The organism is Pseudomonas sp. 34 E 7, assembly GCF_900005715.1.
Lineage (GTDB): Bacteria > Pseudomonadota > Gammaproteobacteria > Pseudomonadales > Pseudomonadaceae > Aquipseudomonas > Aquipseudomonas orientalis_A.
The window spans coordinates 1-24451 of the sequence record NZ_CVTX01000042.1; the positions used below are offsets into that span (position 1 = coordinate 1).

25 protein-coding genes and 2 pseudogenes are annotated in these 24451 nt (G+C 56.4%); 20 read left to right on the forward strand and 7 right to left on the reverse strand.

Going from position 1 to position 24451, the window contains the following annotated elements:
* The 13 genes from BFP96_RS01370 to BFP96_RS01430 all read left to right on the forward strand — a co-directional run.
* Positions 1–792 (forward strand): Glu/Leu/Phe/Val dehydrogenase family protein (locus BFP96_RS01370; RefSeq protein WP_065935443.1); only part of this gene is annotated, 792 nt, incomplete at its 5' end.
* A 466-nt stretch (positions 793–1258) separates the two neighbouring features.
* Positions 1259–2170 carry a dihydrodipicolinate synthase family protein gene (locus BFP96_RS01375; protein ID WP_065894817.1) on the forward strand — a complete coding sequence of 304 codons (912 nt, stop codon included), beginning with the start codon at positions 1259–1261 and terminating at the stop codon, positions 2168–2170.
* 14 nt (positions 2171–2184) lie between these two features.
* On the forward strand, positions 2185–2562 hold the full coding sequence (locus BFP96_RS01380; RefSeq protein ID WP_065894818.1) for an L-rhamnose mutarotase: 378 nt from the start codon (positions 2185–2187) through the stop codon (positions 2560–2562).
* A complete protein-coding gene (locus tag BFP96_RS01385) occupies positions 2559–3578 on the forward strand; it encodes a homocitrate synthase (RefSeq protein WP_065894819.1) in 1020 nt (339 codons plus the stop codon). The genes BFP96_RS01380 and BFP96_RS01385 overlap by 4 nt, the downstream gene beginning before the upstream one ends.
* Before the next feature lie 15 nt (positions 3579–3593).
* On the forward strand, positions 3594–4334 hold the full coding sequence (locus tag BFP96_RS01390) for an HAD family hydrolase (protein WP_083216565.1): 741 nt from the start codon (positions 3594–3596) through the stop codon (positions 4332–4334).
* Positions 4331–5029, forward strand: coding sequence for an SDR family oxidoreductase (locus tag BFP96_RS01395; protein ID WP_065894821.1), 699 nt, complete (start codon positions 4331–4333; stop codon positions 5027–5029). The genes BFP96_RS01390 and BFP96_RS01395 overlap by 4 nt, the downstream gene beginning before the upstream one ends.
* 26 nt (positions 5030–5055) lie before the next feature.
* Positions 5056–5781 carry an SDR family oxidoreductase gene (locus BFP96_RS01400; RefSeq protein WP_065894822.1) on the forward strand — a complete coding sequence of 242 codons (726 nt, stop codon included), beginning with the start codon at positions 5056–5058 and terminating at the stop codon, positions 5779–5781.
* Entirely contained in the window at positions 5778–6791 is a 1014-nt protein-coding gene (locus BFP96_RS01405) for a hypothetical protein (RefSeq protein ID WP_065935445.1), read from the forward strand. Before BFP96_RS01400 ends, BFP96_RS01405 begins: the two co-directional genes overlap by 4 nt.
* A gap of 107 nt (positions 6792–6898) precedes the next feature.
* Positions 6899–8218: a lysine N(6)-hydroxylase/L-ornithine N(5)-oxygenase family protein gene (locus tag BFP96_RS01410; RefSeq protein ID WP_065894824.1), complete on the forward strand. Its 1320-nt coding sequence runs from the start codon at positions 6899–6901 to the stop codon at positions 8216–8218.
* Positions 8202–9272 carry an NAD(P)/FAD-dependent oxidoreductase gene (locus BFP96_RS01415; RefSeq protein ID WP_065894825.1) on the forward strand — a complete coding sequence of 357 codons (1071 nt, stop codon included), beginning with the start codon at positions 8202–8204 and terminating at the stop codon, positions 9270–9272. The genes BFP96_RS01410 and BFP96_RS01415 overlap by 17 nt, the downstream gene beginning before the upstream one ends.
* Positions 9273–9284: 12 nt before the next feature.
* Positions 9285–11288 (forward strand): class I tRNA ligase family protein, encoded by a 2004-nt coding sequence (locus BFP96_RS01420; RefSeq protein WP_240997023.1) that lies wholly within the window; start codon positions 9285–9287, stop codon positions 11286–11288.
* A complete protein-coding gene (locus tag BFP96_RS01425) occupies positions 11289–12134 on the forward strand; it encodes an ABC transporter substrate-binding protein (protein WP_065894826.1) in 846 nt (281 codons plus the stop codon).
* Entirely contained in the window at positions 12124–13527 is a 1404-nt protein-coding gene (locus BFP96_RS01430) for a pyridoxal phosphate-dependent decarboxylase family protein (RefSeq protein ID WP_240998944.1), read from the forward strand. Before BFP96_RS01425 ends, BFP96_RS01430 begins: the two co-directional genes overlap by 11 nt.
* A gap of 17 nt (positions 13528–13544) precedes the next feature.
* Here BFP96_RS01430 and BFP96_RS01435 read toward each other — a convergent pair whose 3' ends face one another.
* Positions 13545–13811 carry a YebG family protein gene (locus BFP96_RS01435; RefSeq protein ID WP_057724702.1) on the reverse strand — a complete coding sequence of 89 codons (267 nt, stop codon included), beginning with the start codon at positions 13809–13811 and terminating at the stop codon, positions 13545–13547.
* Positions 13812–14232: 421 nt separating this feature from the next.
* On the opposite strand from BFP96_RS01435, the pseudogene BFP96_RS01440 reads away from it, so the two are divergent.
* From BFP96_RS01440 to BFP96_RS28635, 3 genes and pseudogenes are all read left to right on the forward strand, one after another.
* A pseudogene (locus BFP96_RS01440) lies at positions 14233–14481 on the forward strand (phosphate-starvation-inducible PsiE family protein); the annotation flags it as partial.
* Positions 14482–14595: 114 nt separating this feature from the next.
* Positions 14596–15078, forward strand: coding sequence for a phosphate-starvation-inducible protein PsiE (locus BFP96_RS01445; RefSeq protein WP_065935447.1), 483 nt, complete (start codon positions 14596–14598; stop codon positions 15076–15078).
* Positions 15079–15085: 7 nt separating this feature from the next.
* Positions 15086–15949 (forward strand): RES domain-containing protein, encoded by an 864-nt coding sequence (locus BFP96_RS28635; protein ID WP_083216566.1) that lies wholly within the window; start codon positions 15086–15088, stop codon positions 15947–15949.
* Positions 15950–16289: 340 nt separating this feature from the next.
* Here the strand turns inward: BFP96_RS28635 and BFP96_RS29930 are convergent, their stop codons facing one another.
* The 3 genes from BFP96_RS29930 to BFP96_RS28640 are packed head-to-tail and all read right to left on the reverse strand — an operon-like array spanning position 16290 to position 18365.
* On the reverse strand, positions 16290–17024 hold the full coding sequence (locus BFP96_RS29930; protein WP_139113305.1) for a hypothetical protein: 735 nt from the start codon (positions 17022–17024) through the stop codon (positions 16290–16292).
* Positions 17021–17518 (reverse strand): hypothetical protein, encoded by a 498-nt coding sequence (locus BFP96_RS01460; protein WP_065935450.1) that lies wholly within the window; start codon positions 17516–17518, stop codon positions 17021–17023. The genes BFP96_RS29930 and BFP96_RS01460 overlap by 4 nt, the downstream gene beginning before the upstream one ends.
* 4 nt (positions 17519–17522) lie before the next feature.
* The gene (locus BFP96_RS28640; protein WP_083216568.1) at positions 17523–18365 is read right to left on the reverse strand and encodes a ParA family protein; all 843 of its coding nucleotides are present in this window, start codon (positions 18363–18365) and stop codon (positions 17523–17525) included.
* A gap of 299 nt (positions 18366–18664) precedes the next feature.
* Between BFP96_RS28640 and BFP96_RS01465 the strand changes: the two are divergent.
* A pseudogene (locus BFP96_RS01465) lies at positions 18665–18916 on the forward strand (phosphate-starvation-inducible PsiE family protein); the annotation flags it as partial.
* Here the strand turns inward: BFP96_RS01465 and BFP96_RS01470 are convergent.
* Together BFP96_RS01470 and BFP96_RS01475 are read right to left on the reverse strand one after the other, a co-directional pair.
* Positions 18913–19230, reverse strand: coding sequence for a DUF3509 domain-containing protein (locus BFP96_RS01470; RefSeq protein WP_065935451.1), 318 nt, complete (start codon positions 19228–19230; stop codon positions 18913–18915). The pseudogene BFP96_RS01465 and the gene BFP96_RS01470 sit on opposite strands and share 4 nt — an antisense overlap.
* A 345-nt stretch (positions 19231–19575) precedes the next feature.
* Positions 19576–20952 (reverse strand): L-serine ammonia-lyase, encoded by a 1377-nt coding sequence (locus tag BFP96_RS01475; RefSeq protein WP_065894829.1) that lies wholly within the window; start codon positions 20950–20952, stop codon positions 19576–19578.
* A gap of 137 nt (positions 20953–21089) precedes the next feature.
* On the opposite strand from BFP96_RS01475, the gene BFP96_RS01480 reads away from it, so the two are divergent.
* Positions 21090–22037, forward strand: coding sequence for a LysR substrate-binding domain-containing protein (locus BFP96_RS01480; RefSeq protein WP_065894830.1), 948 nt, complete (start codon positions 21090–21092; stop codon positions 22035–22037).
* A gap of 213 nt (positions 22038–22250) precedes the next feature.
* Positions 22251–22661 (forward strand): HPF/RaiA family ribosome-associated protein, encoded by a 411-nt coding sequence (locus BFP96_RS01485; protein WP_016978251.1) that lies wholly within the window; start codon positions 22251–22253, stop codon positions 22659–22661.
* 54 nt (positions 22662–22715) lie between these two features.
* Here the strand turns inward: BFP96_RS01485 and BFP96_RS01490 are convergent, their stop codons facing one another.
* Positions 22716–24227, reverse strand: coding sequence for an MFS transporter (locus tag BFP96_RS01490; protein WP_065935452.1), 1512 nt, complete (start codon positions 24225–24227; stop codon positions 22716–22718).
* Between the two features lie 104 nt (positions 24228–24331).
* Here BFP96_RS01490 and BFP96_RS28650 point away from each other — a divergent pair.
* Positions 24332–24451: helix-turn-helix domain-containing protein (locus tag BFP96_RS28650; protein WP_139113306.1), on the forward strand; the 120-nt coding region annotated here is incomplete at its 3' end.

Genomic DNA, 24451 nt, shown 5'->3' on the forward strand with positions numbered 1-24451 from the left:
ATCCTGCGCCCGGGCCATGTGGAAAGTCGTGCCGCGCTGTTTGAAGCCTTTGGCCGCTGTGTCGAGCAACTGGGCGGGCGCTACATTACCGCCATCGACAGCGGCACTTCGGTCGCCGACATGGATTGCATCGCCCAACACACCCGCTTCGTCACCAGCACCAGCGCCGCCGGCGACCCGGCCCCCCATGCGGCCATGGGGGTGTTTGCCGGCATTCGCACCACCGCCATGGCCCGCCTGGGCAGTGATAACCTCGAAGGCCTGCGCGTGGCGGTGCAGGGCCTGGGCAATGTCGGTTACGCCCTGGCCGAACAACTGCATGCGGCGGGCGCCGAACTGCTGGTCAGCGACATTGACCACGGCAAGGTGCAACTGGCCATGGAACAACTGGGCGCCCACCCCATCGCCAACGACGCCTTGCTCAGCACCCCGTGCGACATCCTTGCCCCGTGCGGCCTGGGCGCGGTACTCAATCGCCAGAGCGTCGGCCAACTGCGCTGCGCCGCCGTGGCCGGTTCTGCCAGTGCACAGCTGACCCACCTGGACATCGCCGATCAATTGGAAGGCCGCGGCATCCTCTACGCGCCCGATTACGTGATCAATTCCGGCGGGCTGATCTACGTCGCACTCAAACACAGTGGCGCCGAGCTGCCGAGCATCACCGCGCACCTGTCCAACATCGGCAGGCGCCTCACTGAAATCTACGCCCATGCCCAGGCTGAAAAGCGCTCCCCCGCTCGAGTGGCTGACGAATTGGCCGAGCGCCTGCTGTATCCGCAGGCCAGGGATTAACCAGGCTCGCCTGCCTGAAATGATTTTTAGCGTTAGTTAAAACTCAACAATAAAAACATAAGAGGGAAGAAGTACGTACTTGTCTGTTTTATCGCGCTTGCATGAGTACAACTTTTGTTACATGTATGAAACAAACAGTAATGATAGTTTTGCAGCAGAAAAAATATTCTGTGCTTTGCGTAATTTGTAATAATTTGAAATATATACTGGTTGGACAATAAAGTCGCCCGCCATTAACTTCGCTGCGACTTCGAAATGACGGAAAGTCCTGTAAGAGATTTCTGAAAAATTTGTATGATCTCTGAAGCAAAAATTATTTGATCGAAGTGAAAATAGAACTGCCCATCCAAGTAATGCGGCAGCGGGTCTTGCGCTACTGGATAGTGTGAGCAAACGTTTTGGCCTGGTGGGACTCTTGACTGGCTTCTTGTTTGTTAACGTCGAACTTTGATAAGGAATATCAGATATGACGAACGCTTCAATTCATGGTGTCCTTCCGGTCGCCATCCTTCCGTACAACAGCGACCTTTCTCTGGATACTTCAGCCCTGCGGCTGCAGATCGAACACATTCTGCACACGGGGTGTGACGGTGTGGTCATCGGGCAAATCTCGGAAGTATCACGGTTGACCACTACCGAGCGTTTTCGCGTCGCTGAATTGATCGCCGAGCAAACGGGCGATAAAGGCCTGGCGATCATGAGCACGGGCGGCGAAAGCATCGCTCAGGCCATTGAGTATTCGCGGCAGGCCGAGCAGGCAGGTTGTGACGCATTGCTGGTGATGCACCCGTCGATGTGGGCACTTGACGATGAACAGATGTATGTCTACTTCGCCAATGTGATCGAGAGCGTCAGCGTTCCGGTGCTGGTGCACCACGCCAAATCCCTTGCAAAGCGTCCAATGTCGATTGATGTGCAGGCGCGTCTGCTCAAGACGTTCGGGGCGCAGAAAGTGCAGTTCAAACCGGAGTCGGCGCCTACCGCGCCCAAAGTATCGCTGTTGCGCGATGCCACCGGCGGCGAGGCCAGGATCTTCGAAGGCGATGGCGGCATGATGTTGGTCGATACCTATAAGCGTGGGTTGGCAGGCGTTATTCCGGCGACCGAAATCGCCGAAATTACCGTGGCCTTATGGCGCGCGCTGCAAACAGGCGATGAAAAACTCGCCAGGGCTATTGGTTATCCGTTGTCTTATTTAATGTGCCATATGATGGCGAGTATCGATTGTTACTTGCAGTTGTCAAAGCACTTGCTCAAGCGGCGTCGTTTAATGAGCAATACATTGATTCGCCCTCCGGTTGATTTTACCATGGACCCGGAAACACTTTGCGAAGTTGAAAAGGTGTATGACCAACTTCTTGAATTCGTGACCCAGTAATAAGGAAGTTACACATGAAGCGTTTTGGTTTTTCAATTGAGTTGACCAGTACCGAAGCAGTAACCCTGTATAAGACGTTACACCGCGACGTGCCGCAACAAATTGCCGGTGAGCACGGCGTGCTCAAGGAAATTGGCTTGCAGCGCATGTCAATTTATCTTTTGCCGCCCCGCACGCTGTTCATGCAGGTAGAGGCCAACGATGAGTTTGATCCGCTGCGTGACTTCAGCCGTGCCTTGTCTTTCCATCCGGCAGTGCAGGCGTGGGACGACCAGATGCATGGTGATAATCCGTTGCTCAAACGTATTGCCGGCAATCAGACAGAATTGAACTGGTGGCGCCTGGAGCAGGTGTACGACTGGAGCGTCGATGCGGCAGGTCAGCAAAAATGACCGATCGAAAACAGTCATTCGCGTTACTGGATTGCACCTTGCGCGATGGTGGGTTCCAGACCGATTGGCGGTTTTCCGATGCCATGGCTCGGCAGTACTTCGGTACTTGCCTGGCCACTGGCGTGGACATCGTCGAATTGGGTTACCTGAATCTCGATACGTTTTCGCAAAGCACTGATTACGGGTCTTATAAGGCATTGCCCGAGTCACTGACGGAGCAGCAGTGCCTGCTGATTGATCCGCATCAGATCAAAGTAGCCGTCATGATTGACGCGGGGCCAGCGCTGGAGCAATCCCCCCAGGCAATGGCCGACGTGATACTCGCCTCGGTTCGCCGCGCGCCATTTCGTATCGATATTCTGCGTATTGCGGCCAAGAGCAGCCAGTTCGATGCTTGCGTGAGATTGGCGCGGGCTTTGGAGGGCAATGAGCTGACAGTGATCCTCAACCTGATGCAGGTCGCCGAGCTATCGAGCGATCAACTGGCCGATAGGCTCAACGGCCTGGACCAGGAACCGATCGCTGCCCTGTATTTTGCCGACAGTTTTGGCCGCATGTTGCCGGAGCAGGTGCACCAGTTATTTCGCAACGCTGCCGAGCTGACAGACTTGCCGCTTGGCTTTCATGCGCATGACAACTACGGTCTGGCCGTCGCCAACACCCACGCTGCTATCCAGGCAGGGGCCCGGTATGTCGACGGTACCTTTGCCGGCATCGGCCGTGGCGCGGGTAATGCGGCGACAGAGAGCCTGGCGTTGCTCAAGCCTCAACAGCCGATGGCGCACTGCGAAGACTTTCTGGCCGAGCATATCGAACCTCTGCGGCAAGTAGCGAACTGGGGGTACTCGCCGACCTACCGTTGTCAGGCCAGGCATAACATCCACCCCACCTATGCACAGAGACTGTTCGAAGGTGCTCCGTTAAGCGGTGCGCAGCGCATCGACATCGTCGGCAGAATCGCCGGGCACGCCGGATCGCACAAGTTTGATGTGAACATTCTCAACCAGTACAGGTAAGTGCGGAGTACGCGTATGACCAGGGTCACGCTTGGCGATAGGTTAGTGGGTAAGCAGTTGGTATTTTTCGATTGCGACGGCGTGTTGCTCGACTCCAATGGCGTGAAGCTGGCGGCGGTCGATTACGCACTGGCGCATTACTCGCAGAAGCTGCGCGATCGTTGCAAGGAAAGTTTCAGACTTAACTTCGGACGACCCAGACTCTGGCATTTTGAGGTCTTCCAGCAACTGATTGCGCCCGTCGGCCCCGATGCCGAGCATTTCCTGGCGACGTGCATCTCACGTTATGAAGATTATCTGCGCACCCATTACAGCGCTGCACCCTTGGTGGCCGGGGCGCAGCAGTTGCTGGCGCAACTGGCAGAGGGCAACGTGGTATGTGCGGTGGTGAGCGGTGGCAAGGAAGAGGAAATTATCCGGGCGTTGAGGGTGAGCGGTATCGATCGCTACATGGTACGAGTGATCGGCTCACCCACCTCCAAGACTGCTGCGATTCGTGCTCTGCTCGATCAATATGGGTGTGATGCTTCGCAGGCGCTCTTTCTGGGGGATGCCATTGCCGATGCCGAGGCTGCGATTACCTGCAAGGTGCCGTTTATCTTTGTCAGCGGCCATGCACTGGTCGGGCGTTCAGCCTTGAGCGCCAACTGGCCCGCCGATTACCGGGCGGGAGAGGTACCTGATTTGCAACCGGATAATCCTGTTTCACAGTTCAGCGCACGCTGTTCGAGGGTCAAGGAGGACTTTTTACAATGAAAGCAAGAGCGCCACTCACCATTGCCATCACCGGAGTAAGCCGTGGCTTGGGCAAAGCCCTGGGCCATGCGCTGGCCGCACGCGGCCACCAGGTTCATGGCTGCCAGCTTGCAGTTGACGCGCCTGTCGGCGCGGTGCAAGGCAATCCTGCGCTGTACTGCGCCTCGGTCACCGAGTCTCAGGACATGCAGCAATTCGCAGAGGCCGTATTGCGCGACGGTCCGGTTGACATCGTGGTGTGCAACGCCGGGGTGATCAGCGAACGCAAGCCGGCGTGGGAGATTGACCTGCAGGACTGGGCGCGAGTGATGGAGGTGAACGTGCTGGGGGTCGTCAATACCCTGCATGCTTTTTTGCCATCGATGCTCGACCGTCGCCAGGGCCTGTTCATCGCGATCAGTTCCGGTTGGGGGCGCTCGGCTTCGTGGGGACTGGGGCCTTACTGTGCCAGCAAATTCGCCGTCGAGGGGCTGATTGGCTCGCTTAACGCTGACTTGCCGACGGAGGTGAATGCTGTCGCGCTTGATCCGGGCAACGGCGTGAACACCCAAATGCTCTCCATCTGCCTTCCGGACGAGCATCACCAGTACATCGCTGCCGATATCTGGGCCGAACACGCCGCCGACTACATCGTTGATCATCTCTATCAGGAGAAGGTCTCGGGTAGCCAGACGGTTCCCCATCCGGGCTTATAACGAACCTTGCGACAGGAACGCATACCATGCTGAAAAATAAACGTGTTGTCGTCACCGGTGGTGGTCGTGATTTCGGCCAGGCGGTGTCGGTGTGGCTGGCCCGGGAAGGGGCTCATGTCGACTTGTGCGCGCGCCAGATGTCCAGTGCGCAGGCCACGTGTGAGCTTATTCGAGCCGAAGGGGGATCTGCGCGTGCCTACGCGTGCGACATCGCCGACCCTGCATCGGTGCGCGCCTTCGCTGCGCAAATCCTGCAGGATGAGCGGGCGGTGGACGTTCTGGTGCTGAGCGCGGCGCAGTGGCTTGAGGGGCTATTGGGAGAAGACGACAGTGACGACGACATCGCCGGCACCATCAACTCCGGTCTGACAGGCTCGATCACCCTGACCCGTGCACTGTTGCCCGGGCTGCGTCGCTCGGCGGCGGCCGACATTATGGCGATGGTCTCGGTGTGCGGCGTGCCGCAGTTTACCGACTCTATCGCCCATCCAGCCTTTTTCGCCGCCAAACACGGTATGAGTGGCTTTTGCCAGAACATGGCTCATCACCTGGCCAAGGAGCACATTCGGGTCACCGGTTTTTACCCGCCCGATTTTGAAGTGACCGGCCTGGATGAGGCGGTTGATCCTGCCAGCCCATTGCTCAACGGTCGTTCCATCTGGGAGACCATGCGCTTCGTGCTGACGCAACCGCGCAACTGCCACATCGATGCGGTGCACTTCCGGGGCCCGACTCGCGAGACGCTGCAATGATGAACAACACCACTGCACGGTGCCGGGCACCGGTCAGTTATCGGCTCTCCAGCGATGACCTGGAGCTGCGTCAGGTCATGCCGCTGAACATCGCCGATGGGTTTTTCACCGCAGGCTGCGATCCGGCAGTGTTCTTTGACAAGTGCGCGCAACACCAGGCGGTTCGCAGGCTCGCCCCTGACTTGGCGTTTGACGGTCGGCAAGTGGCATCGTTGGACCGGTTGCCGCCTGATGATGGTCGTGCGTGGGTAGTGCGCCCGGCGTTGTCGCCGAGTTCGCGCGGTTCAGTCGTGCTGCTGGGGGGGCAGTGGGCCACTGCGTCCCAGGTCGCCGCCTTGCTGGATGATGCACCGGGGCCGTTTCAGATCCATGTCCATGAACCGGGTTATCCCGTGTTCATCAATGGGGTACTCGACGCGGGTGAGTTCCACGTCACTGACGCCTGGCGCTGTCATACCCTGGATCTGGAAGGGCGCAGGCTCCTCACTGCCGTCAACAGCCTGCCTTCCGCCGTGCTGCCGGCACGGCTGGTGCCGCAGCTTGCCGCGCTGGCTAACGGGCTCGGCATGCTGCACGGCCCGTTGCACGCTGAGGTGGTGATCACGTCAACCGGCGCGCGGCTGGTGAAGCTGTCGCCGCGACTGGCCAGCACGCCGTTGCCGCAGCTTTGCCGGTTGGGCGGTTGGCCAGCCCAGGAGGATTGCTGGAAACAGTGGCCGCAGGCACTCGGGCAAGGCCCGACGCAAGGTGCAGCGGTGGCGGATTACTCTTTTGTGATTACGCGGGCCGGGCGGGTCAAGGCCTTTCTCTTTGACCGTGAAGTGCGCAGCCTGGAGAGCTTCAGCCACTATTTCGTTGCGCCGCCGGTTGGCAAGGCGGTAGCAATGACCACTGACGGCACCACCTACGGATGTACGGTTTTCTTACGCAATCATTGCCTTGAAAAGTTGACCGAGGAGATCGCCATGCTCCAGTCGCTCAACCTTACCGACGCCTTCGAGATCGATTAACCCGTCGCCGCTGCGCAGCACCCCAATAGAAATGCCCAGGGAGGTCATCACACGATCAACCTCCTGCGGCTGCGCTCAGCCTGAAATTCTGTAGACAGGGAGTTCACATGAGTTTTGCAACAGATTTGGTCATCAGCCCTTGCGAGCAAAAAATCCACGATGTGGTGGGTATCGGCTTTGGCCCTTCGAACATTTCGCTCGCCATCGCCCTTCAGGAGATGGCCCCCGAGCTGGATGTTGCTTTTTTTGACAGCGCACCTGGTTTCGGTTGGCACAAGGGCATGCTGTTCAAGAATGCAACCATGCAGGTGACGTTTCTCAAAGACCTGGTCAGCTTTCGCAACCCGCGCAGCTACTTTACGTTCGTCAATTACTTGCACAGCAAAGGCCGGATCGCCGCCTTCTGCAACAAGAAGGACTTCTTCCCCGGCCGCCTGGAGTTTCACGATTACCTGAGTTGGTGCGCGGCGGAGTTCAGCGACCAGGTGTTCTACGGTCATCAGGTGCTGAGCATCAACGAGGGCGGCGTGGACGATGACGGTTCACCTCTGTTCAGAGTCCAGATGCAGGTGGGTGATATGACGACGGCTGTGCTTGCCCGTTCGGTGGTTCATTCATTGGGCCTTGAGCCTCAATTGCCATTGGGGGTGGAGCCCGGCGAGCGGGTAACGCACGTTCATCACTTGCTGGCCCATCTTGAAAAGACTGCGTTGAATGCCGACGGCCACTGCGTCGTGGTGGGCGGTGGGCAGAGTGCCGCCGAGGCCGTTGAGTACCTGCTCGAGACGTATCCGGCCATGAACGTGACAGCCATCATGGCGCGCTATGGCTACACGCCAGCCGACGACAGCCCATTCGTGAACGAAATATTCAACGCCGACGCGGTCGACGATTTCCACGCGTCGCCCGCCCATGTACGGCAACACATACTGCGCACACATGCCTCCACCAATTACTCCGCAGTGGACATGGCCCTGATCGAAAAACTCTACCGCAACTGGTACGACGACGAAGTCAGTGGGCAGCAGCGTCTCAAGCTGGAACGCATGAGTCGTTTCCAATCGGTCCTTGTTCAGGATGCCGGTCTACAGGTGGCGTTCAACCGCCAAATGAGCAGCGATGTACAAAAGCTGCGCTGCGACTATCTGGTCTGCGCGACCGGCTTCCGTCCCCGCCGCATCGCCGACCTGTTGTGCGCATCCCTGGCTGTCCGACTGGTCCACGACGAGGGCTCGGCGCGTATTTTGCGTAACTACCGCCTGACCTTTCAGGGGGACTCGGCGCCACTGCTGTATTCCACGGGTGTTGCCGAAGACACTCATGGATTGAGCGCCACGCTCATTTCCAATATGGCCATTCGCGCCGGTGAAATCGTTGACGATCTGCGCACCACCCTGAAACGGAGGCACTATGAGCAAGCCGTTTGACGTCATCATCATTGGGGCCGGCATCATCGGCGCGACGTGCTTTTATGTAATGACCCTGGCGGGCAAACGCTGCCTGCTGCTGGATGACAAGCAGCTCAGCTGCGGTGTGACAGGTGCTTCCGGCTGCATCGTGCGGGTCACTCATGCGTCCTGGGAGGCGACCCGCGCTGCGGCGCAGGGCTATCACTTCTACCGGCAGTTGGCGCAGGACTCCGGGGGGCAAGTGCCCTTTACCGAGACGGGCTATCTGCATTTCGCCGAGCCACACGCATTGGCCGACATGCAGGGCTGGCTGGAGCGCGAAGGGGTACCGGCTCAATTGCTCGACTCCCGGGCCTTGGCTGCCCGCTACCCCGCGTTGCCGATCACCGCGCAAATGGCGCTGCACGAACCGGGCTCAGGCTACATGGAGGCCAGACCGACGTTGCAGTACCTGGTGCAATCGGCCATCGCCCAGGGGGGGGTCTACCATGACGCGGTAAAGGTTCACGCGGTACGTGTCGATGTTGCAAGCCGGCAGGCCGTTGGCGTGCTGAGCTCCAACGGCGATTACGACGGTGCGCAGGTGATTGTCGCGATGGGCAATGGTACCAGCGAGTTCCTGATTCGCCAGTTCGGTGATGCCTTTGGCCTGTGGAGTCAGCATATTCAGGTCACACGGTTCAAGGGCGCGACACCGTTACCTGAGGCGCCGTGTTTTATTGACGACATCAATCAGCTTAACGGACGACCGTGCCCCCTGACCGGCGGGCTCTACGTCGGCTACCCGACGGGTATGCGAGTGCCGGCCAGCCACAGTTACATGCCTGCTCAACTGTCCCACGCACAACTGACCCGAGAGCAGGGTCAACGGCGTTTCCCCTGGCTGCAAGACGCATCGGTGGAGGGTGCGCTGTGCCATAGCGACTGCTACAGCGAGCAACCCATCGGGTTGATTGGCAAGCAACCGGGGTTGCCGGGCGGCGTGCTGGTTGCCTCTGGTTTCAGTGGTGGCGGATTCAAAATGGCGCCCCATGTTGCCATGCAGCTCGCCCGCGTAATTTCTCAAGGATAGAGAGCAACGACCATGAAAAAGATCAATATGTTTTCCCCGGCCAAACGCTTCTACAACGTCGACTCGCGCACCGTTGACCTGCCTGGCACTGACCTTAACCTGATGGGCTGCACCCTGGGGCCTGGCGAGGAAAGCCAGCCGCACAATCACTTTGAGGATGAGTTGTTTATTTTCACCGCTGGGCATGGCGTGGTTAAAACCGTGCAGGAGACGCTTGAAGTGCGTGCGGGAGACGCCGTGCACTGCCAGCGCTTCGAACCTCATACCCTGCGTAATCTGAGCGATCAACACCCCTTGACCTTCCATTCATTGTATTGGGATGCGGGGCGCTCTAACGCGCCCGCAGCAGCGCCAGTTGTGGACACCCTGATCTACGCTACCCCGCCGACGCCGAACGGTGATTTGCACCTGGGACATCTCTCGGGGCCCTATATCGCAGGTGATGTGCTCAAGCGCGTGCTGGGCAACACCGGTGCCAGGGTTTTCTACGGCAGCGGGCGTGACGATAACCAGACGTACGTCGTAACGTGCGCAACCAAGGAAGGCATCGGTCCGGGCGCATGCGCCGACCACTACGCCCAGGCCATCCGCGAAACGTGGCAAGGTTATGGCATCGATATGGACGTGTTCATCACACCGGATACCCAAGGTGAGTACGCGGACTTCGTTCATCACTACCTGCAACGACTGCATGAGCAGGATGTTATCTATGCCAAGGACACGCCAGTGTTCGTGGATGATGCGGGAAACGCGCTGCATGAGGCGTTCATTCACGGGGGCTGCCCGCATTGTGGCGAAAGCAGTGACGGCAATGCCTGTGAGGCCTGTGGCCAGCCCAACCAGTGCACCGACCTGACCCAACCGCGCGTCAAGCGCGATGGGCATCAACCCCGATTAAAAATCGAAACACGCTTGTTCTTCCGTTTGAGTGCATTTGCCGACGAACTGCTCAAGTACATCCAGACGGCCAACATGCCTGCCCATGTCTATCAGCTTTGCCACACCATGCTGCGCCAGGGGCTGCCGGATATCTGCATCAGCCATCGCAGCGACTGGGGTATTCGCCACCGCCTGCCATCCGTACAGGATCAGGTCATCTACGTCTGGTTCGAAATGGCCTTCGGTTATCTGTGGGGCGCCAGCGACCTGCCGGTTGACGGCAGCGATCGCTTCGCACGTGCCGAGCAGTGCTATTCGGGCGCAATGGATGTAGTTCATTGTTACGGCTTCGACAATGCCTATTATCACACCTTGTTATTCCCGGCGATTTACCTGGCATTGGGCTTGACCCCCCCGCGACACCACATTGTCAACGAACTGCTTGATCTTGATGGCAGTAAGTTCTCCACCAGTCGCCGCCACTTGATCTGGGGCCGTGAGTTTTTGGCCGAAGCCGGCAGCGATTATGCGCGCATGGCGCTCATGCTCACGCGCCCTGAGGGGGTGAGAACCAATTTCACCGTCGATGAGATCAGCGAGCAGCTCAATGACCTGTTTGCGCAGAAACTGAATGGGTTGATCCAGCGCCTGGATCAGTGCATCGCCAGGCATGGCGGCAGCGTGCCTGAGCCTGGCGCCTGGCTGAGCGACCAGAAAACCTATCATGAAGAACTGTGCCAATGGATGGACGGGTATCGGCAGGCTGCCTCGATCCAGAGCTTCTCGCCCAGACGCATGGCCGAGCAGGTCGCTCATGTGATTCATCGCGCGTCGCGTTTCAGTGCCGCACAAGAGCATTTATTGAAGTCTTCGGCGCAACCGTTATCCAACCACGCGCGCACTGCACTGGCGCTGCAGGCTATGACCCTGCGCTGGCTTGCTTATGCCACTTACCCGTTGATGCCGGGTATCAGCCAGCAACTGAGCGAATGGCTCAATCTGCCTGGGCTCGAACGTGACGATGTACTGGCCGGCTCGTTCTTTGCCGGCGGTCATACCCTGGCCAGCCGGCCACCTGTGAAACTGCACAGCGTGTCGGCTCAGGCACTGGCGCGGCTTATGCCGGGGCACGTTTAGATGAGCGCAGTCATGCGCGGACAACGGGTGGGTATCGTCGGGCCTCTGACGGGCCCTCGGGCGGCGTATGGGGAGTGGCTTCGCAAGGCCGTGCAGGGTTCCTCGCTACCCCTGATATGGGCGGATGACGCGGCCGACCCCGTCGTCGCGGTAGCTGCGGCGCGCCGACTGTTGGCCGGCGGGGCAGGGGTGGTCATTGGTCATTTCAACAGTGAATGCGCCCGGTCGGCCGGGGCACTCTACCAGGCAGCCGGTGTTCCCTTGCTATTGCCCGCCGCAACGGCACCAGACCTTTGCCGTACGGTCGGTGCCTTTCGCTTGTGCGCCAGTGAATTGCAGCAAGTGACGACCATTGTCGACTACCTGGCTCAGGTTTATACGCAGGTTGAAGAAATCTGGTCGGATGGTTCGCCGTACGGCGAACGATTGGCCTTGGCCTTGCAACAGCGTCTGCTGCCGATGACGCGGCAAGGGGCAAGCCAGTCGGTATGCGCGTTGATGGGCTCGCACGTCGCGGTGGCTGCGGAAATTCGTAGAAGAGCGCGTCCGGGGACGGTTTATCTGGTGCCGGATGATTGTGTGGTCGAAGAGTTTGGCGAGCTGCTGGCGGGGACCGGCGTAATCACCCTGTGCCCCCATGCCGCGCCGGATTTTGGCGACTGCGCGCGCATGGCGCTGAGGTTTGTGGCCGCTGCCTTTGAGGAGGGCTGCGCCGTACGCGAGTACCTCGATGCACATGCGGATTTCGACCAGGGTCAGTACCGACATGCCGACTACATCATGAAGTGGCACGAATATTCCACTTTTCCTGGCCATGACAAAGGACGTCATCATCATGCAACTTGAACATTCTGGAACCTTGCGCGAGTTACCCGGCATAGGCCATGACGACATCGCACCCGGCGACATTGAGATTATGCTGTCCGCGTTCCGCCAGGCCCTGACCCAGCCCCGCGCCAAGCTGTCGGCGCCGTGTGATGCCGAGCACATTACGCAGGCGGCAGAAGAGGCGGTCGGCACCACGATTTGTGAATCAGGTATAGGCCTGGAGCCCGCGTTGGAACTCTACACCAGCTTGCTTGGCCGGCAGGGCGTGCCGACCGACCACCCGGGTTATCTGGCCTACATCGGTGCCCGTGCTACCCCCGCAGCCGCGTTGATGGACGGCTTGCTGTCCGCCAGTGGCATGATCGGCTCGGGATGGCTGGGCGGGGCGGGCTTGATCTGGGCGGAGAATCAGGCATTGCGCTGGTTGTGTCAGCTGGCCGGTTTGCCGGACGGCGCCGGAGGGTGTTTCGTCGGTGGCGGCACCGCGGGTAATTTCTCTGCGCTGGTGGCCGCCCGACATCGCTACAGAGAACGCGCGGGGCGGCATCAGGGGCTTTTAGTGGTGGGAGAGGGAGCCCATTCTTCAATTATCGTCAGCGCCCGGTTGCTCGACCTGGACGTGGTGACGGTGGCTTCGGATGAGCTGGGCCGTTTAACGGCTTTCGAACTGGCGAAGACCTTGGAACAACTGGCCGTGGAGGGGCGGCGCGACCACGTGGTCGCCGTGGTAGCAGTCGCGGGTGCGACCAATTCGGGACAGATCGATGATCTTTCCGGTATAGGGGGAATCGCCCGTCAGCATGCTATCTGGTTGCATGTGGATGCGGCCTACGGCGGTGCGTTCCTGTGTGTCCCGAGTGTGAGGGCTCAACTGGAAGGTATTGAGCAGGCCGACTCACTGATCATCGACCCACACAAGGGCCTGTTCGTACCCTACGACTGTTGTGCGCTGCTCTACGCCAAACCCGATGAGGTTACCGCAGCTTTTACTCAGGATGCTTCCTATCTGGAGCAGATCAATGAGTCCGAGCAATGCAACCCCATGCACTATGCCTTCCATCTGTCGCGTCGGGCCCGAGGCATGCCGCTGTGGTTCTCACTGGCGGTGCATGGCATCGCGGCTTACCGGCATACTCTGGAGCGCATCCTTGTGCTCAGCGCCTACCTGCGCACGCGCATCGCCAGCCATCCGAGGCTGGAGCTGATCAAGGCGTCCGGCTTGAGCGTTATCCTGTTCAAGCGCCACGGCTGGCAAGCCGACGATTATGATCGCTGGGCGCAGCGTTGCCTGCGTGACGGTGTTGCCCTGGTGGTCCCTTCTCGCTGGCAGGGGAAGACCGTGATGCGGATATGCATCATGAACACAAGGCTGGATGAGCAGCGATGTGATGACCTACTGGCTGACCTCTGAAGAATGCGTGCTGATTTCTATCCTTCAGCATCGGCTGGAGCATTCAGCTCATTGAGCGCCATTGCGTTATTTTTGAAGGCGGCTGCGAAGATTGCGCGATTTTTTGCCATGTAGATACTTGCATCTTCCGCGTGTTTTTCGGAGAGGCCGGCGACGTTTTTCATCAATACGTCCGTCAGGGCCTCTGCCAGTTCAAGCATCTGATCGTGAGCGTCGGCAAGTTTTCGGTCCACGAACGTAGTCTCCAAATCCCGGGTACTGCGGTAAAGGGTCTCAACAGCCATTTTGGCCTCGTCGTAATATCAAGTGTTGAATGGGGTCGCCCCGGCGCTGCGGGCTTTGTGCTGTGTCCGACAAGCTACGCAATCATCGAGTCTGCGGTTCGAGCGTCCTGACCAGATAGGGCGCATCTGACATATCCAGGCATTCACGACCCTTACCTCTGGTGCATACTGTGTTTATATACAGTTAAAAGCAAGCGAAACATTTGGCGTTGGCGAGCTGATTTTCAATGTAGTCGGAAAATTGCGAGTTGCTACGCCGCAAACGCGCATTGTGGCTGAATGCCATGATCTGAGTGAATAAAGTGCCTCGTGTCACTCGGCCACCCTCTCACCTGCGGCCTCTGGCTTTTTTCCTGCATGCAGAACAACCGTCACCTCCACCCCGCATTATCCGGTCGCACCGACCTAAGGAAGCATCATCGTGAAAATCAACTGGGCCGAAAAGCTGCGCCGGCAAGTCCATGGGCTGGCCGAGTCGCTGGGCAATCTGTTTGTGGAGTCGTTCCATTACCTGGCGCTGTTCGCCATTGGTGCAGTGACCGCTTGGGCGGCGGTGATGGAATTTCTGGGGATGCTGGAGAACGGGCACATCAAGATCGATGACATCTTGCTGCTGTTCATCTACCTGGAATTGGGCGCGATGGTCGGGATTTACTTCAAGACCAACCACACGATACTAACACTTGGAATAAAATCAAAAATTAGCCAAAACGGGCTGCTCGCCGCTTGATTTTGTACTTTACGTTTCTCGTCTTGGTGTTGTATCTGATTGGAGCAGTAGAAAATGGACAACCTGAATTGGGCTGACAAGCTCCGCAAAAACCTTCATTGCTCGGCTGATTCGCTGGGGAACTTATGTGTTGAGGCCTTCCACTATCTAGCCTTGTTTGGCATTGGAGCTATCACCGCCTATGCTGCCGTTGTCACGTTCATCAAGATGCTAGGCGAAGGCAGTGTGAGTGTTGATGACATTCTCTTGCTTTTCATTTACCTAGAGTTAGGGGCGATGGTAGGCATTTATTTTAAAACTAACCATATGCCAATCAGGTTCCTCCTTTACGTAGCCATTACCGCTTTGACGCGATTGTTGATTGGTGATGTATCACACCACAAAGACCCAGATGCTGGCCTTTTATATGTCTGTGGTGGGATTTTGCTACTCGCTTTTTCCATTTTGGTAGTTCGTTTCGCATCCTATAGGTATCCTTCTACAAAAGTTATAGGGATTTCAGGGGGAGGAGTTGTGGATAAAGAATTAGTTAAGTGAGGTTTTTATGAAGACTATCACTGGTGCATATCCGCCTCTGCCGCTAAAATACTTGCTTTCTCGTATAAATGAGTTTGAGGAAGCGTCTTTAAGCTTAAAGCACACGATAATCTCTGAGCTGATTGATGTTCATCCTATTCTTAGTGTTGATTTTTCTAAGGGCTCCGTATTCAGACGAGCTAGAAAAATTGAAGAGCGAGATTATCCGGATTCAGTACAAGACCTACTCTGGCGGCAAGGTGGTGTCGCATCAGTGGGGCGAGCTAATCCTGAGGGCTATCCGATTTTGTATGTTGCTGACAGACCAGAGACAGCATTTGCAGAGACTCATATCGATGGAAGCTTTGTTTTGCTTTCCGAACTGCAAATTAGAGAAGGTTGTAAATGTCGAATTGCCCCTATTGGTGAAATGATTAGAGTGCAGCGTTCAGGACGGGGTTTCCTCTCCGGGCATGCTTCCTCAACAATCAATGATATGTTGAACGCTTGTTCTTTAAATGAAGCTAAATCTCTTCTTATCACGGATGCGTTTTTATTTGAATGCTTGGTAAAGGATGATGTCCCTTACTCAATATCATCGTTTGTCGCTAAATCGGTTTTTGAGAAAAACAACCAAATATCTGCGGTAGCCTTTCCTAGTGTTCGGCAGGATGGTGCTATCAATTTTGCGGTCAAGACTGAGGATTTTTGGAAGGCTTGGGGTGTTGTAGGTGCTCGTAGAATGTATGTGCGTCATTTGAAGTGTGGGTTCTATGAGACATCATTGACTGAACATGTGGTAGAGGTTACTCCTCAAGGTAAGCTGATTTGGGAGAGAGGGGCGGTTGAGGATGATGTCGCTAAGCATTTTGTACCCGTTTGGCATCCCTAGAACAATATAAGTATCGGTGTTTTCCGCGTGCTATTGGAATCGCAGATGTTTAAATAGAGGTCTTTTGAATAAAAGAATTCTTACATGTGTTTGTTTTGTCTTGCGATTTTGATCGTCGTTATAAATGTTGTGGGGTAAGTAAATTTTGGCGTCTAAGTAAGTAATGTCATGTTGGTGCCTGCTGCGAAAGCTTTATTGTGTGCTCCCGATTGAGATTAATGAGGGTGTCAAGATTTATAGAAATAAAAAAAGTCACGCTTGTTTTGATGTTGAGGTGTCATGCGTACTCTTCGCTAGAATTTTCAGAGAGGAATATAAAAATTTTGAGGGGCTTAGGATTTCACGAGTTTCCGTATAATTTTAAGGTGATGTTTTTTGCGATGCTGGATTGGATGATGTCTTTGTTTTTATAGTGGATTTTGTGAAAGGTTTCTCTGAATAATAATGCAAGTATAGCTATGTAGTTGCTAGTTATGAGGTTGTAGGTTTTTGTTGTTTCTGAAAGTTCGGTGTTGTTAATGTTTGGGAAATAGCCTAGTGCAGAAATATTCTGCATATTTTCTGGGTCTGCAGTATGTACGGATTTGCAAAGGCTAACATAGCATGAGTGTAATGATCCAAATATTCCCTTTTCTAGAGCTTCTTTGAATATCTCACTTTGTTTTGCTAGCTCTATAACTTCATAAGTGCTTTTTTTAGCGTAAACATCTGGTGAGTGAAGAGATGCAGTGATCTTGAAAAAGTTTTCTAATGTACTTCTCATTACAAGTTTTGCTGGCTTATAAAGTCCGTTGGCTAGAAGGAAAAGCGTGCTTCCAAGCTCTGAGATTATTTCTTCTAGGTACTGCCAGAATAATTCGATTGTTTTGGTTTTTGTATGTGTGCACTCAGAAGATATGAGTGGTGTAGGGTTTTGGTGTTTTAATTCGTGAAACAGTGCGAGTGCAGAAAAATATTTTGCATGTGAAGATTTTATTTTGTTTAGTGCCTGTTTGTCTTCAAGTAGAGCATGCATGCGATATTCTTTTAAGAACTCTTTGACATGTTCAAAGTCTTCCTGAGTGGCACGTGTCATATTTGGTCTCTGCTAAGTTCTGAGATTACTTCATTCCATCCAAAGAAACCTTCGTTCTTTTTGCTGGCGATTTGTTTTCGTTTGAGTTCGTCGCTGGACAGAATCGACAAAGCAGTTACTACTCGATCTACTCCTTTTTCATCTAGAGTTATTGTTTCGCAGACGATATGGCCAATGATTTCAAATCGTGATTTTTTATGTGAGCGTGGAACTTGAACCCCAAGGACTGAGCTTGCAAAATCCGAGATGTCCTCATTGCTTTTAAAAAGCTGAGTGTCCATGAACAAACTTGGGAGTACACCTGTTAGGAAGTTTATTTTTGGCTGGATTTTTTCCTTGGTTCTGACGCCAAGTTTGAGTGGGATTGGCTCGCTTGGCAAATCCTCTATTAGTTTGGCTATGGATTTTAGATCGACCTTGTTATAGCTTTCCATTAGCCAAGAGAATTCCTCAAGAAAACGTTTGGCTTTATTTATTTCGTTTTTTGATAGCATTATATTAATCCTCTATTCCCAATCGAGTGAGAAGCTCTTTGGCAATATGAGTGATGGCTAGATTTAGTTCGCTGTCCTGCAGGTCAATAATCAAGCCTTGGTGTCCTTGAGCTCTTGCTACCGCTGTTCGCTTAGGTAAATGTTTTGCAAAGCGTTTTCCTTTCCAGAAAGGAGCTTGGTCAATAAAATTTTTGGCTTCACGGAATACTACTAAGTGTTCCTCGGCGATAGTTAAGACAACACCAGCACACTCAATGTTTAAGTTGTAATTGGAGCTTACTCTAGTGATTACTGAGCGTAGAAGGTCTATGCCTGTTGCGGATAGTGGCTCTGGCTTTACCGGAACCAAGTATGCATCAGAAGCTATCAGTGCAGATGACATCCATGCAGATGGTGTTGGGGGGGTGTCTATTATAACAATATCGTATAAATCCTCCCTTCTTAGAAAATCAACATAATTTTTTAATCTAAGTTCCCGGCCCTGCCCGCCAGACATTTCTAGTCTGTATAGTTCAAGTGCTCCAGGGAGTAAGTGAAGGTTGTTTTTGATTTCTATGGGGGTTATTTGTTCGACGGTAATCACCTCGGAGACAGTAGCTCCTTTAACAGAGCCTACTACTGGTCGAGGGGAGTCATCATATAGGTCAATAACAGTGTGGTTACAGTTTTGTAAGTGGTCTTTGTAATCTTCACCAGACATAAGGCATTGAGTCGCATTGAACTGAGGGTCCAAGTCAACTATTAATACGCGGAGGTCGTGTCTTCGAGCTAGGCAATATGCCACGTTTACGGCGAGTGTAGTTTTAGCTACTCCACCCTTCATGTTCACAAAACTGATTGATTTCAATTGACATTCCTGTTGTTTGAAAATCATACCTCGGGATGTCCAAGATTATACATGCTCTCGACGGATGATGAAATCGTCTAGCTTTTTACAAGTTTTCCTATTATTGACTCGGGTCTTAGCTTGATTTATCCCGGATGGAATAACTTGGTCGTGAGGATGCTAAAGGATTCAAGGCGTGCTTATGGCTACCTTCGAGGCTTGATCGTGATCTGGGATGATTGCTTGCGACATGCAGCAGATCAGGTGCGTCTGATCGGATGATTCTGAATTTTTCGCGATGATGGGTGGTATAGCTAGTCAAGACCAACCACATGCCCGTGCGCTTCCTGATCTACGTGGCCATTACCGCGCTGACGCGGCTGCTGATCTCCAACGTGTCCCATCACAACCCGCCGGACGTGGGCATTATCTACTTGTGTGGTGGGATTCTGCTGTTGGCCTTCGCGATTCTGGTAGTGCGCTACGCGTCGTCGGCGTTTCCTTCGGTGAAAGTCGAAGGCCCGCGTCGCAAGGGCGAGGCGAGCCTGGAGACCGAGAAGGGCGAGCTTTAGAGCCCGACGCTGAACGGCAGGTGACGGGTGGGCGGTCGCTGCAACAGCTTGTGATTGTCCCCATCCGTCATCACCGCCAGGATTTCCATGGCGCAGTGGCCCTGCTCGATGGCAATACCGAACTGGATGCTTTGCACCAGGCGCTTGAGCCGTTGCGGGTCGTTGCGTTGTTCGGCGCTGATCATGCGCTTGGCCACTACGCCGGTGTCATCGGAGAGGGTGAGCATGATGCTGCCGTCCAGCCGCTGGATGCTCAGGTTGACGCGGTATTGTGGGCTGAAGGTGTCGGTGATGATCTGAAAAGGGTTGTCCATGGTGCGTTACCGCCTGATAAGAACATGCAGTCATTGACGACCGGTGTCGGGAATAGTTCGCGTTGCCTGACCACCGGCCAAAGTCCGTTTTCCTCAAAAGCTCTACAGCAAGGGGCGTGCCGTACAGGTGCCGGGAAGGTTTTTTGTAGGAGCGAGCTTGCTCGCGAAAAACTCATAGGCACTGCGTTCATTCAGAAAGCACGGGTTATCGTTGACGTTTTTCGCGAGCAAGCTCGCTCCTACAGATCGGCATCAAGGCAAGCCCCTCCCACATTTGAACGGTGTTGTCCTTGGGCGGTGACCTGTTTCAGGGCAGTATCGAGAAAATGATCGCAGACAGCGCAATCAGCACTCCACCCAGCTGACCGCCAGGCCGCCCCGTGACGTTTCTTTATATTTGTCATGCATATCGGCGCCGGTATCACGCATGGTGCGGATCACCCGGTCGAGAGAAATAAAGTGCTTGCCGTCGCCGCGCAGGGCCATTTGGGTGGCGTTGATCGCTTTGACGGCCGCGATGGCGTTGCGCTCGATGCACGGCACCTGCACCAGGCCGCCGACGGGGTCGCAGGTCAGGCCGAGGTTGTGTTCCAGGCCGATTTCGGCGGCGTTTTCCAACTGTTCGGGGGTGGCGCCAAGGATATCCGCCAGCCCGGCGGCGGCCATGGCGCAGGCCGAGCCCACTTCGCCCTGGCAGCCGACTTCGGCACCGGAGATCGAGGCGTTCTTTTTACAGAGGATGCCGACGGCGGCGGCGGCCAGGAAGAAATTGACCACGTCATCGTCAGACGCGTCGGCATTGAACTTCATGTAGTAATGCAGCACGGCAGGAATGATCCCCGCCGCGCCATTGGTCGGCGCGGTGACCATGCGCCCGCCGGCGGCGTTTTCTTCGTTGACGGCGAGGGCGAACAGGTTGACCCACTCCATGGCCGATAAGGTTGACGTGATGACATTGGGCTTGCCGATTTCCAGCAGGCTGCGGTGCAATTTCGCCGCACGACGCGGGACGTCCAAGCCACCGGGCAGAATGCCTTCATCGCGCAGACCCTGTTCCACGCACGCGCGCATCACCGACCAGATATGCAGCAGGCCGCTGCGGATGTCTTCGTCGCTGCGCCAGGCGCGTTCGTTGGCCATCATCAATTCCGAAACTCGCAGGCCGTGCTTGTTGCACAACGCCAGCAGTTCAGCGGCGCTGGAAAAGTCGTAGGGCAATTCAACGTCGCTGGTCGGCGCAATGCCCGATGCGGCTTCGGCAGCTTCGATGATGAAACCACCGCCCACCGAATAGTAGGTTTGCTCGCTCAACAGGCCGCCGTCGCCGTAGGCGTGCAGGGACATGGCATTGGGGTGGTAGGGCAGGCTTTCGTCGAGCAGCAGCAGGTCGGTGTGCCAGTCGAAGGCAATAGCCTGTTGGCCGGCGAGCAACAACTGGCCGGACTCGCGCAGTTTCTGGATACGCGCGTTGATCGAGGTGGGGTCGACCTGATCCGGCCATTCGCCCATCAAGCCCATCACACAGGCGCGGTCAGTGGCGTGGCCGACACCGGTGGCAGACAGCGAACCGTACAAGCGCACTTCGACGCGCCGGGTTTGGCTGAGCAACTGCTGGTCGGCCAGTGCCTGGGCAAAGGTCGCGGCAGCCCGCATCGGCCCGACGGTATGGGAGCTGGACGGGCCGATGCCCACCTTGAATAGATCGAAAACGCTGATAGCCATGCTAAAGCCTTACAAGCAATGGAGTGGAAGTCGCTGCCATGTTTTGTAGAGCAGGCGGAGTTGGAGCGATACTGGGCCTCTGGATTGGCACTGACCAACGAATTATCCTAAGACACCCTTTAGCAGGACTAAACGCTATGACCCGGCCCCTTCATGGCCAGACCTATTCCTGGCTGCATGTCTTTTCCTGTGCTGCGCGGCACCTTTCGTTCACCCGCTGCGCCGAAGAGCTGCACATCACGCCGGGCGCGGTGAGCCAGCAGATCCGTCAGTTGGAAGAGCGCCTGGGCTTCAGACTGTTTCACCGCCGTGCACGGGGTGTGGAGCTGAGCGCCGAAGGGCAGCGCCTGGCGGCGGTGGTAGGGGAGGCCTATGGCAACATCGACGCCGAATTGCAGCGTCTGGACGCCGGGATGATCAGCGGCACCTTGCGCCTGCGCTCGATTCCGTCGTTTCTCGGCAAGTGGCTGACCCCGCGCCTGCCACGCTTGCAGCAGCGTTTTCCGGACATTCAGTTGCGCATGGTTGCCGAAGACAGCAGCGTCGCGCTGCACGAGGGCGACTTCGACCTGGCCATCGACCTGAACGACGGCAGCTATCCCGGATTGTTATCCACAGCGCTGTTGGATGAGCAGATATTTCCGGTGTGCGCCCCCAGCCTGTTGCGTGGCCGGCCGCCACTGCATGGCCCGGCCGACCTTGCCCACTTTCCGTTGTTGCACGACATCACCGCCTGGCGTGGGAGTTATGAGTATGCCGAGTGGGAGTTCTACCTGAATGAAATCGGTTACCGCGATGCCGATGTGCGTCGCGGGCACACCTTCAACCGCAACCACCTGACCATCGAAGCCGCCATTGCCGGCATGGGCGTGGCCATTGCGCGGCGCACCTTGCTCAATGATGAGCTGGAACGAGGGACCCTGATCGTGCCGTTTGGCCTGGCCGTGCCCAACCATAAACGCTACGTGCTGCTGTATGCGCCGGGCGCATTGAGTCACCCCGGCGTGCGGGCGGTGCACGACTGGCTGGTGGAAGAAGCGGGGGTTTTTCGCGCGTTGCACCCGTTGGGAGCGGCGCCATTGTGAGGAAAACAGGAGGTAAGAAGTTGTAACTAACTCCCCACCCTACCAGCGTTCTTGCTCGTCGTCAGGGTTAATTTGTAATGTAGGATTTATCTTTGCAAAGGGGTTGAAATGTTTCAGCAGGTGCTCAATTGTGTAACCAAGAGGTCATGGTTTCACCACCCCGGTGTTGCAGTTTGTGATCTCTGGCGAGCTAGCTGAAATAAGGGAAGAACTATGCAAATCCAAGTCAATAGCGATAACCATATTGAAAGCAGCATCCGACTGGAGGAGTGGGTACGTACCACCATTGAGAGCACGCTCGAACGTTATGAAGAAGACCTGACCCGTGTGGAGGTCTACCTGCGGGATGAGAACGGCGACAAGCCCGGTCCCCACGATTTAAGTTGCCGCCTCGAGGCCCGGCCAAAAGGCCACCAACCGCTTTCGGTGCTGCACAAGGCCGATACGCTGGAGCAAGCGATCGATGGCGCGGCCACCAAGCTCGACCATGCGCTGGAACATCTGTTCGGCAAACTGCAAGGCAAGCCCCGCGCTGCCGGTAAAAACCAGCCGACCACCAAAGTCAATGAAGATGAGCTTGAACAGGAGTTTCTGGAAAAAGAACGGGCCGTATTCAACGGCTGATAGTTTTTTGACTCCCCATTGAAGACGGGCCTGCGCATGCAGGCCCGTTTTCGTTTAACGGCGCTGTTTGAAGAAATACCCGCTGAGCAGCGCCAGCCCGCACGCACCCAGGCCTGCAAAGAGCATGGCCCAACCGGCACCGTTGCGCAGAGCCGCCCGGGCCTCGTTGAGCGCCAATCCCGGCGCATCCAGCTTGCCCGCCGCAAGGTGCTGGCTGAGGGCCGGCCATTCCATTGCCGTGCCCGGCGGCAGTACATCGGCCAGGTGATGGCTGATCCCCAGCAACAGCACCAGGCCCATCAGCGCGATATTGAGCGCCAGGGTGATCAGCCGGGCGCTGAAGTCGATGCCCGAGGCCATGCCTGCGCGATCAGCCGAGACGGCGCCGGTGGTGGTGTTGGTGGTTGGCGAGTTGGTCAGCGCCAGGCCAGTGCCGGCCATCACGCAACCGAACAGTATCAGCAGGCTGTGCGGCTGTGCGGCGACATTGGCCACGAACATCGCCAGAAACCCCGCGCCCATGGTTGCCAGGCCCAGCGGGATGATGCGTTCGGCGCCGTAGCGCAGGGCCAGGCGTTCGGCCAGGGGCGGCACCAGTAAGGTTGGCAAGGTGTAGGCGAGCAGGGCGCCGCCGGTGGTCAGGGTGTCGTAGCCCAGGCCCGCCTGGAAATACAGCGGCAGGTAGATCATGAACGGCCAGAAGCTGAAGTTCATGCCGATCGAGCCCATCAGCGCCCCGTTGAAGCGCCGGATACGGAACACCGAGAAATCGAACATCGGATGGGCACTGCGCTTTTCAACCACGACGAACAGCAACAACGCCACCAGCGCCAGGCCCGCCCAGCCGAGCATGGCCGGTGTGGCGAAGCCGTGCTCGGTGCCCTGGGTGATGAAGTAGACCAGGGCGAACACCGCCAGCGTCAAGGTCAGCATGCCGGCAATGTCCAGGCGATGGCTGGCCGGGTCGCGGGACTCCTGCACGCTGATGCGCAACAGCACCAGGGTGAACAGGCTGAGCGGTACGTGGGCGAGAAAGACCCAGCGCCAATCGGCGACTGCCAGGATCAGCGCACCGACCATCGGCCCGAACCCCAGGCCCACGCCGGCAATCACGCCCCAGATCGCGAAGGCCCGGGCACGTGCGGCCGGTTCACGAAACAAGTGCGACAAAATCGCGAACTGGCAGATCATCATCGCGCCGGCGCCGATGCCCTGGACGAAGCGCGCCACGATCAGCATGGTCGCGTCGGTGGCCAGCCCGCAAGCCAGTGAAGCCAGGCCGAACAGCCACAAACACAGCACCAGCACGCGTCGACGGCCAAAGCGATCAGCCAGGGTGCCCGCCGCCATCAGTACGCTGGTGCAGGCCAGGGTGTAGGCGTTCATGATCCACTGGGCGTCTTGAAATCCTGTGCCCAATTCGCGTTCGAGGGTGGGCAGGATGACCGGTACGCTGGAGATTTCCAGGCCGAACATCAGGGCCACCAGGCACACGGCGGTGAGCGCCAGGCCGTTTCTGGTGGTATGCGCGGGGCTTAAGGCCGTTAGAGCGGCGGCGGGTGGCATACGCAGTTCCTTAAGAGAGAGGGAGGGATTATTCTCTCGGGAATTGGGTTCTTTATTTGCGATAACTTTTCCCTTGATAGGGGAGTCAAAGGCGACAATCTACGATGTCTACCCCACGTTTCGATGGTGTCGAGCTGTTTCTGCAAATCGTCGAGAGCGGCAGCCTGAGCGCGGCCGCCGAGCGGCTGAACCTCACGCGCTCGGCGGTGGGCAAGGGCCTGGCG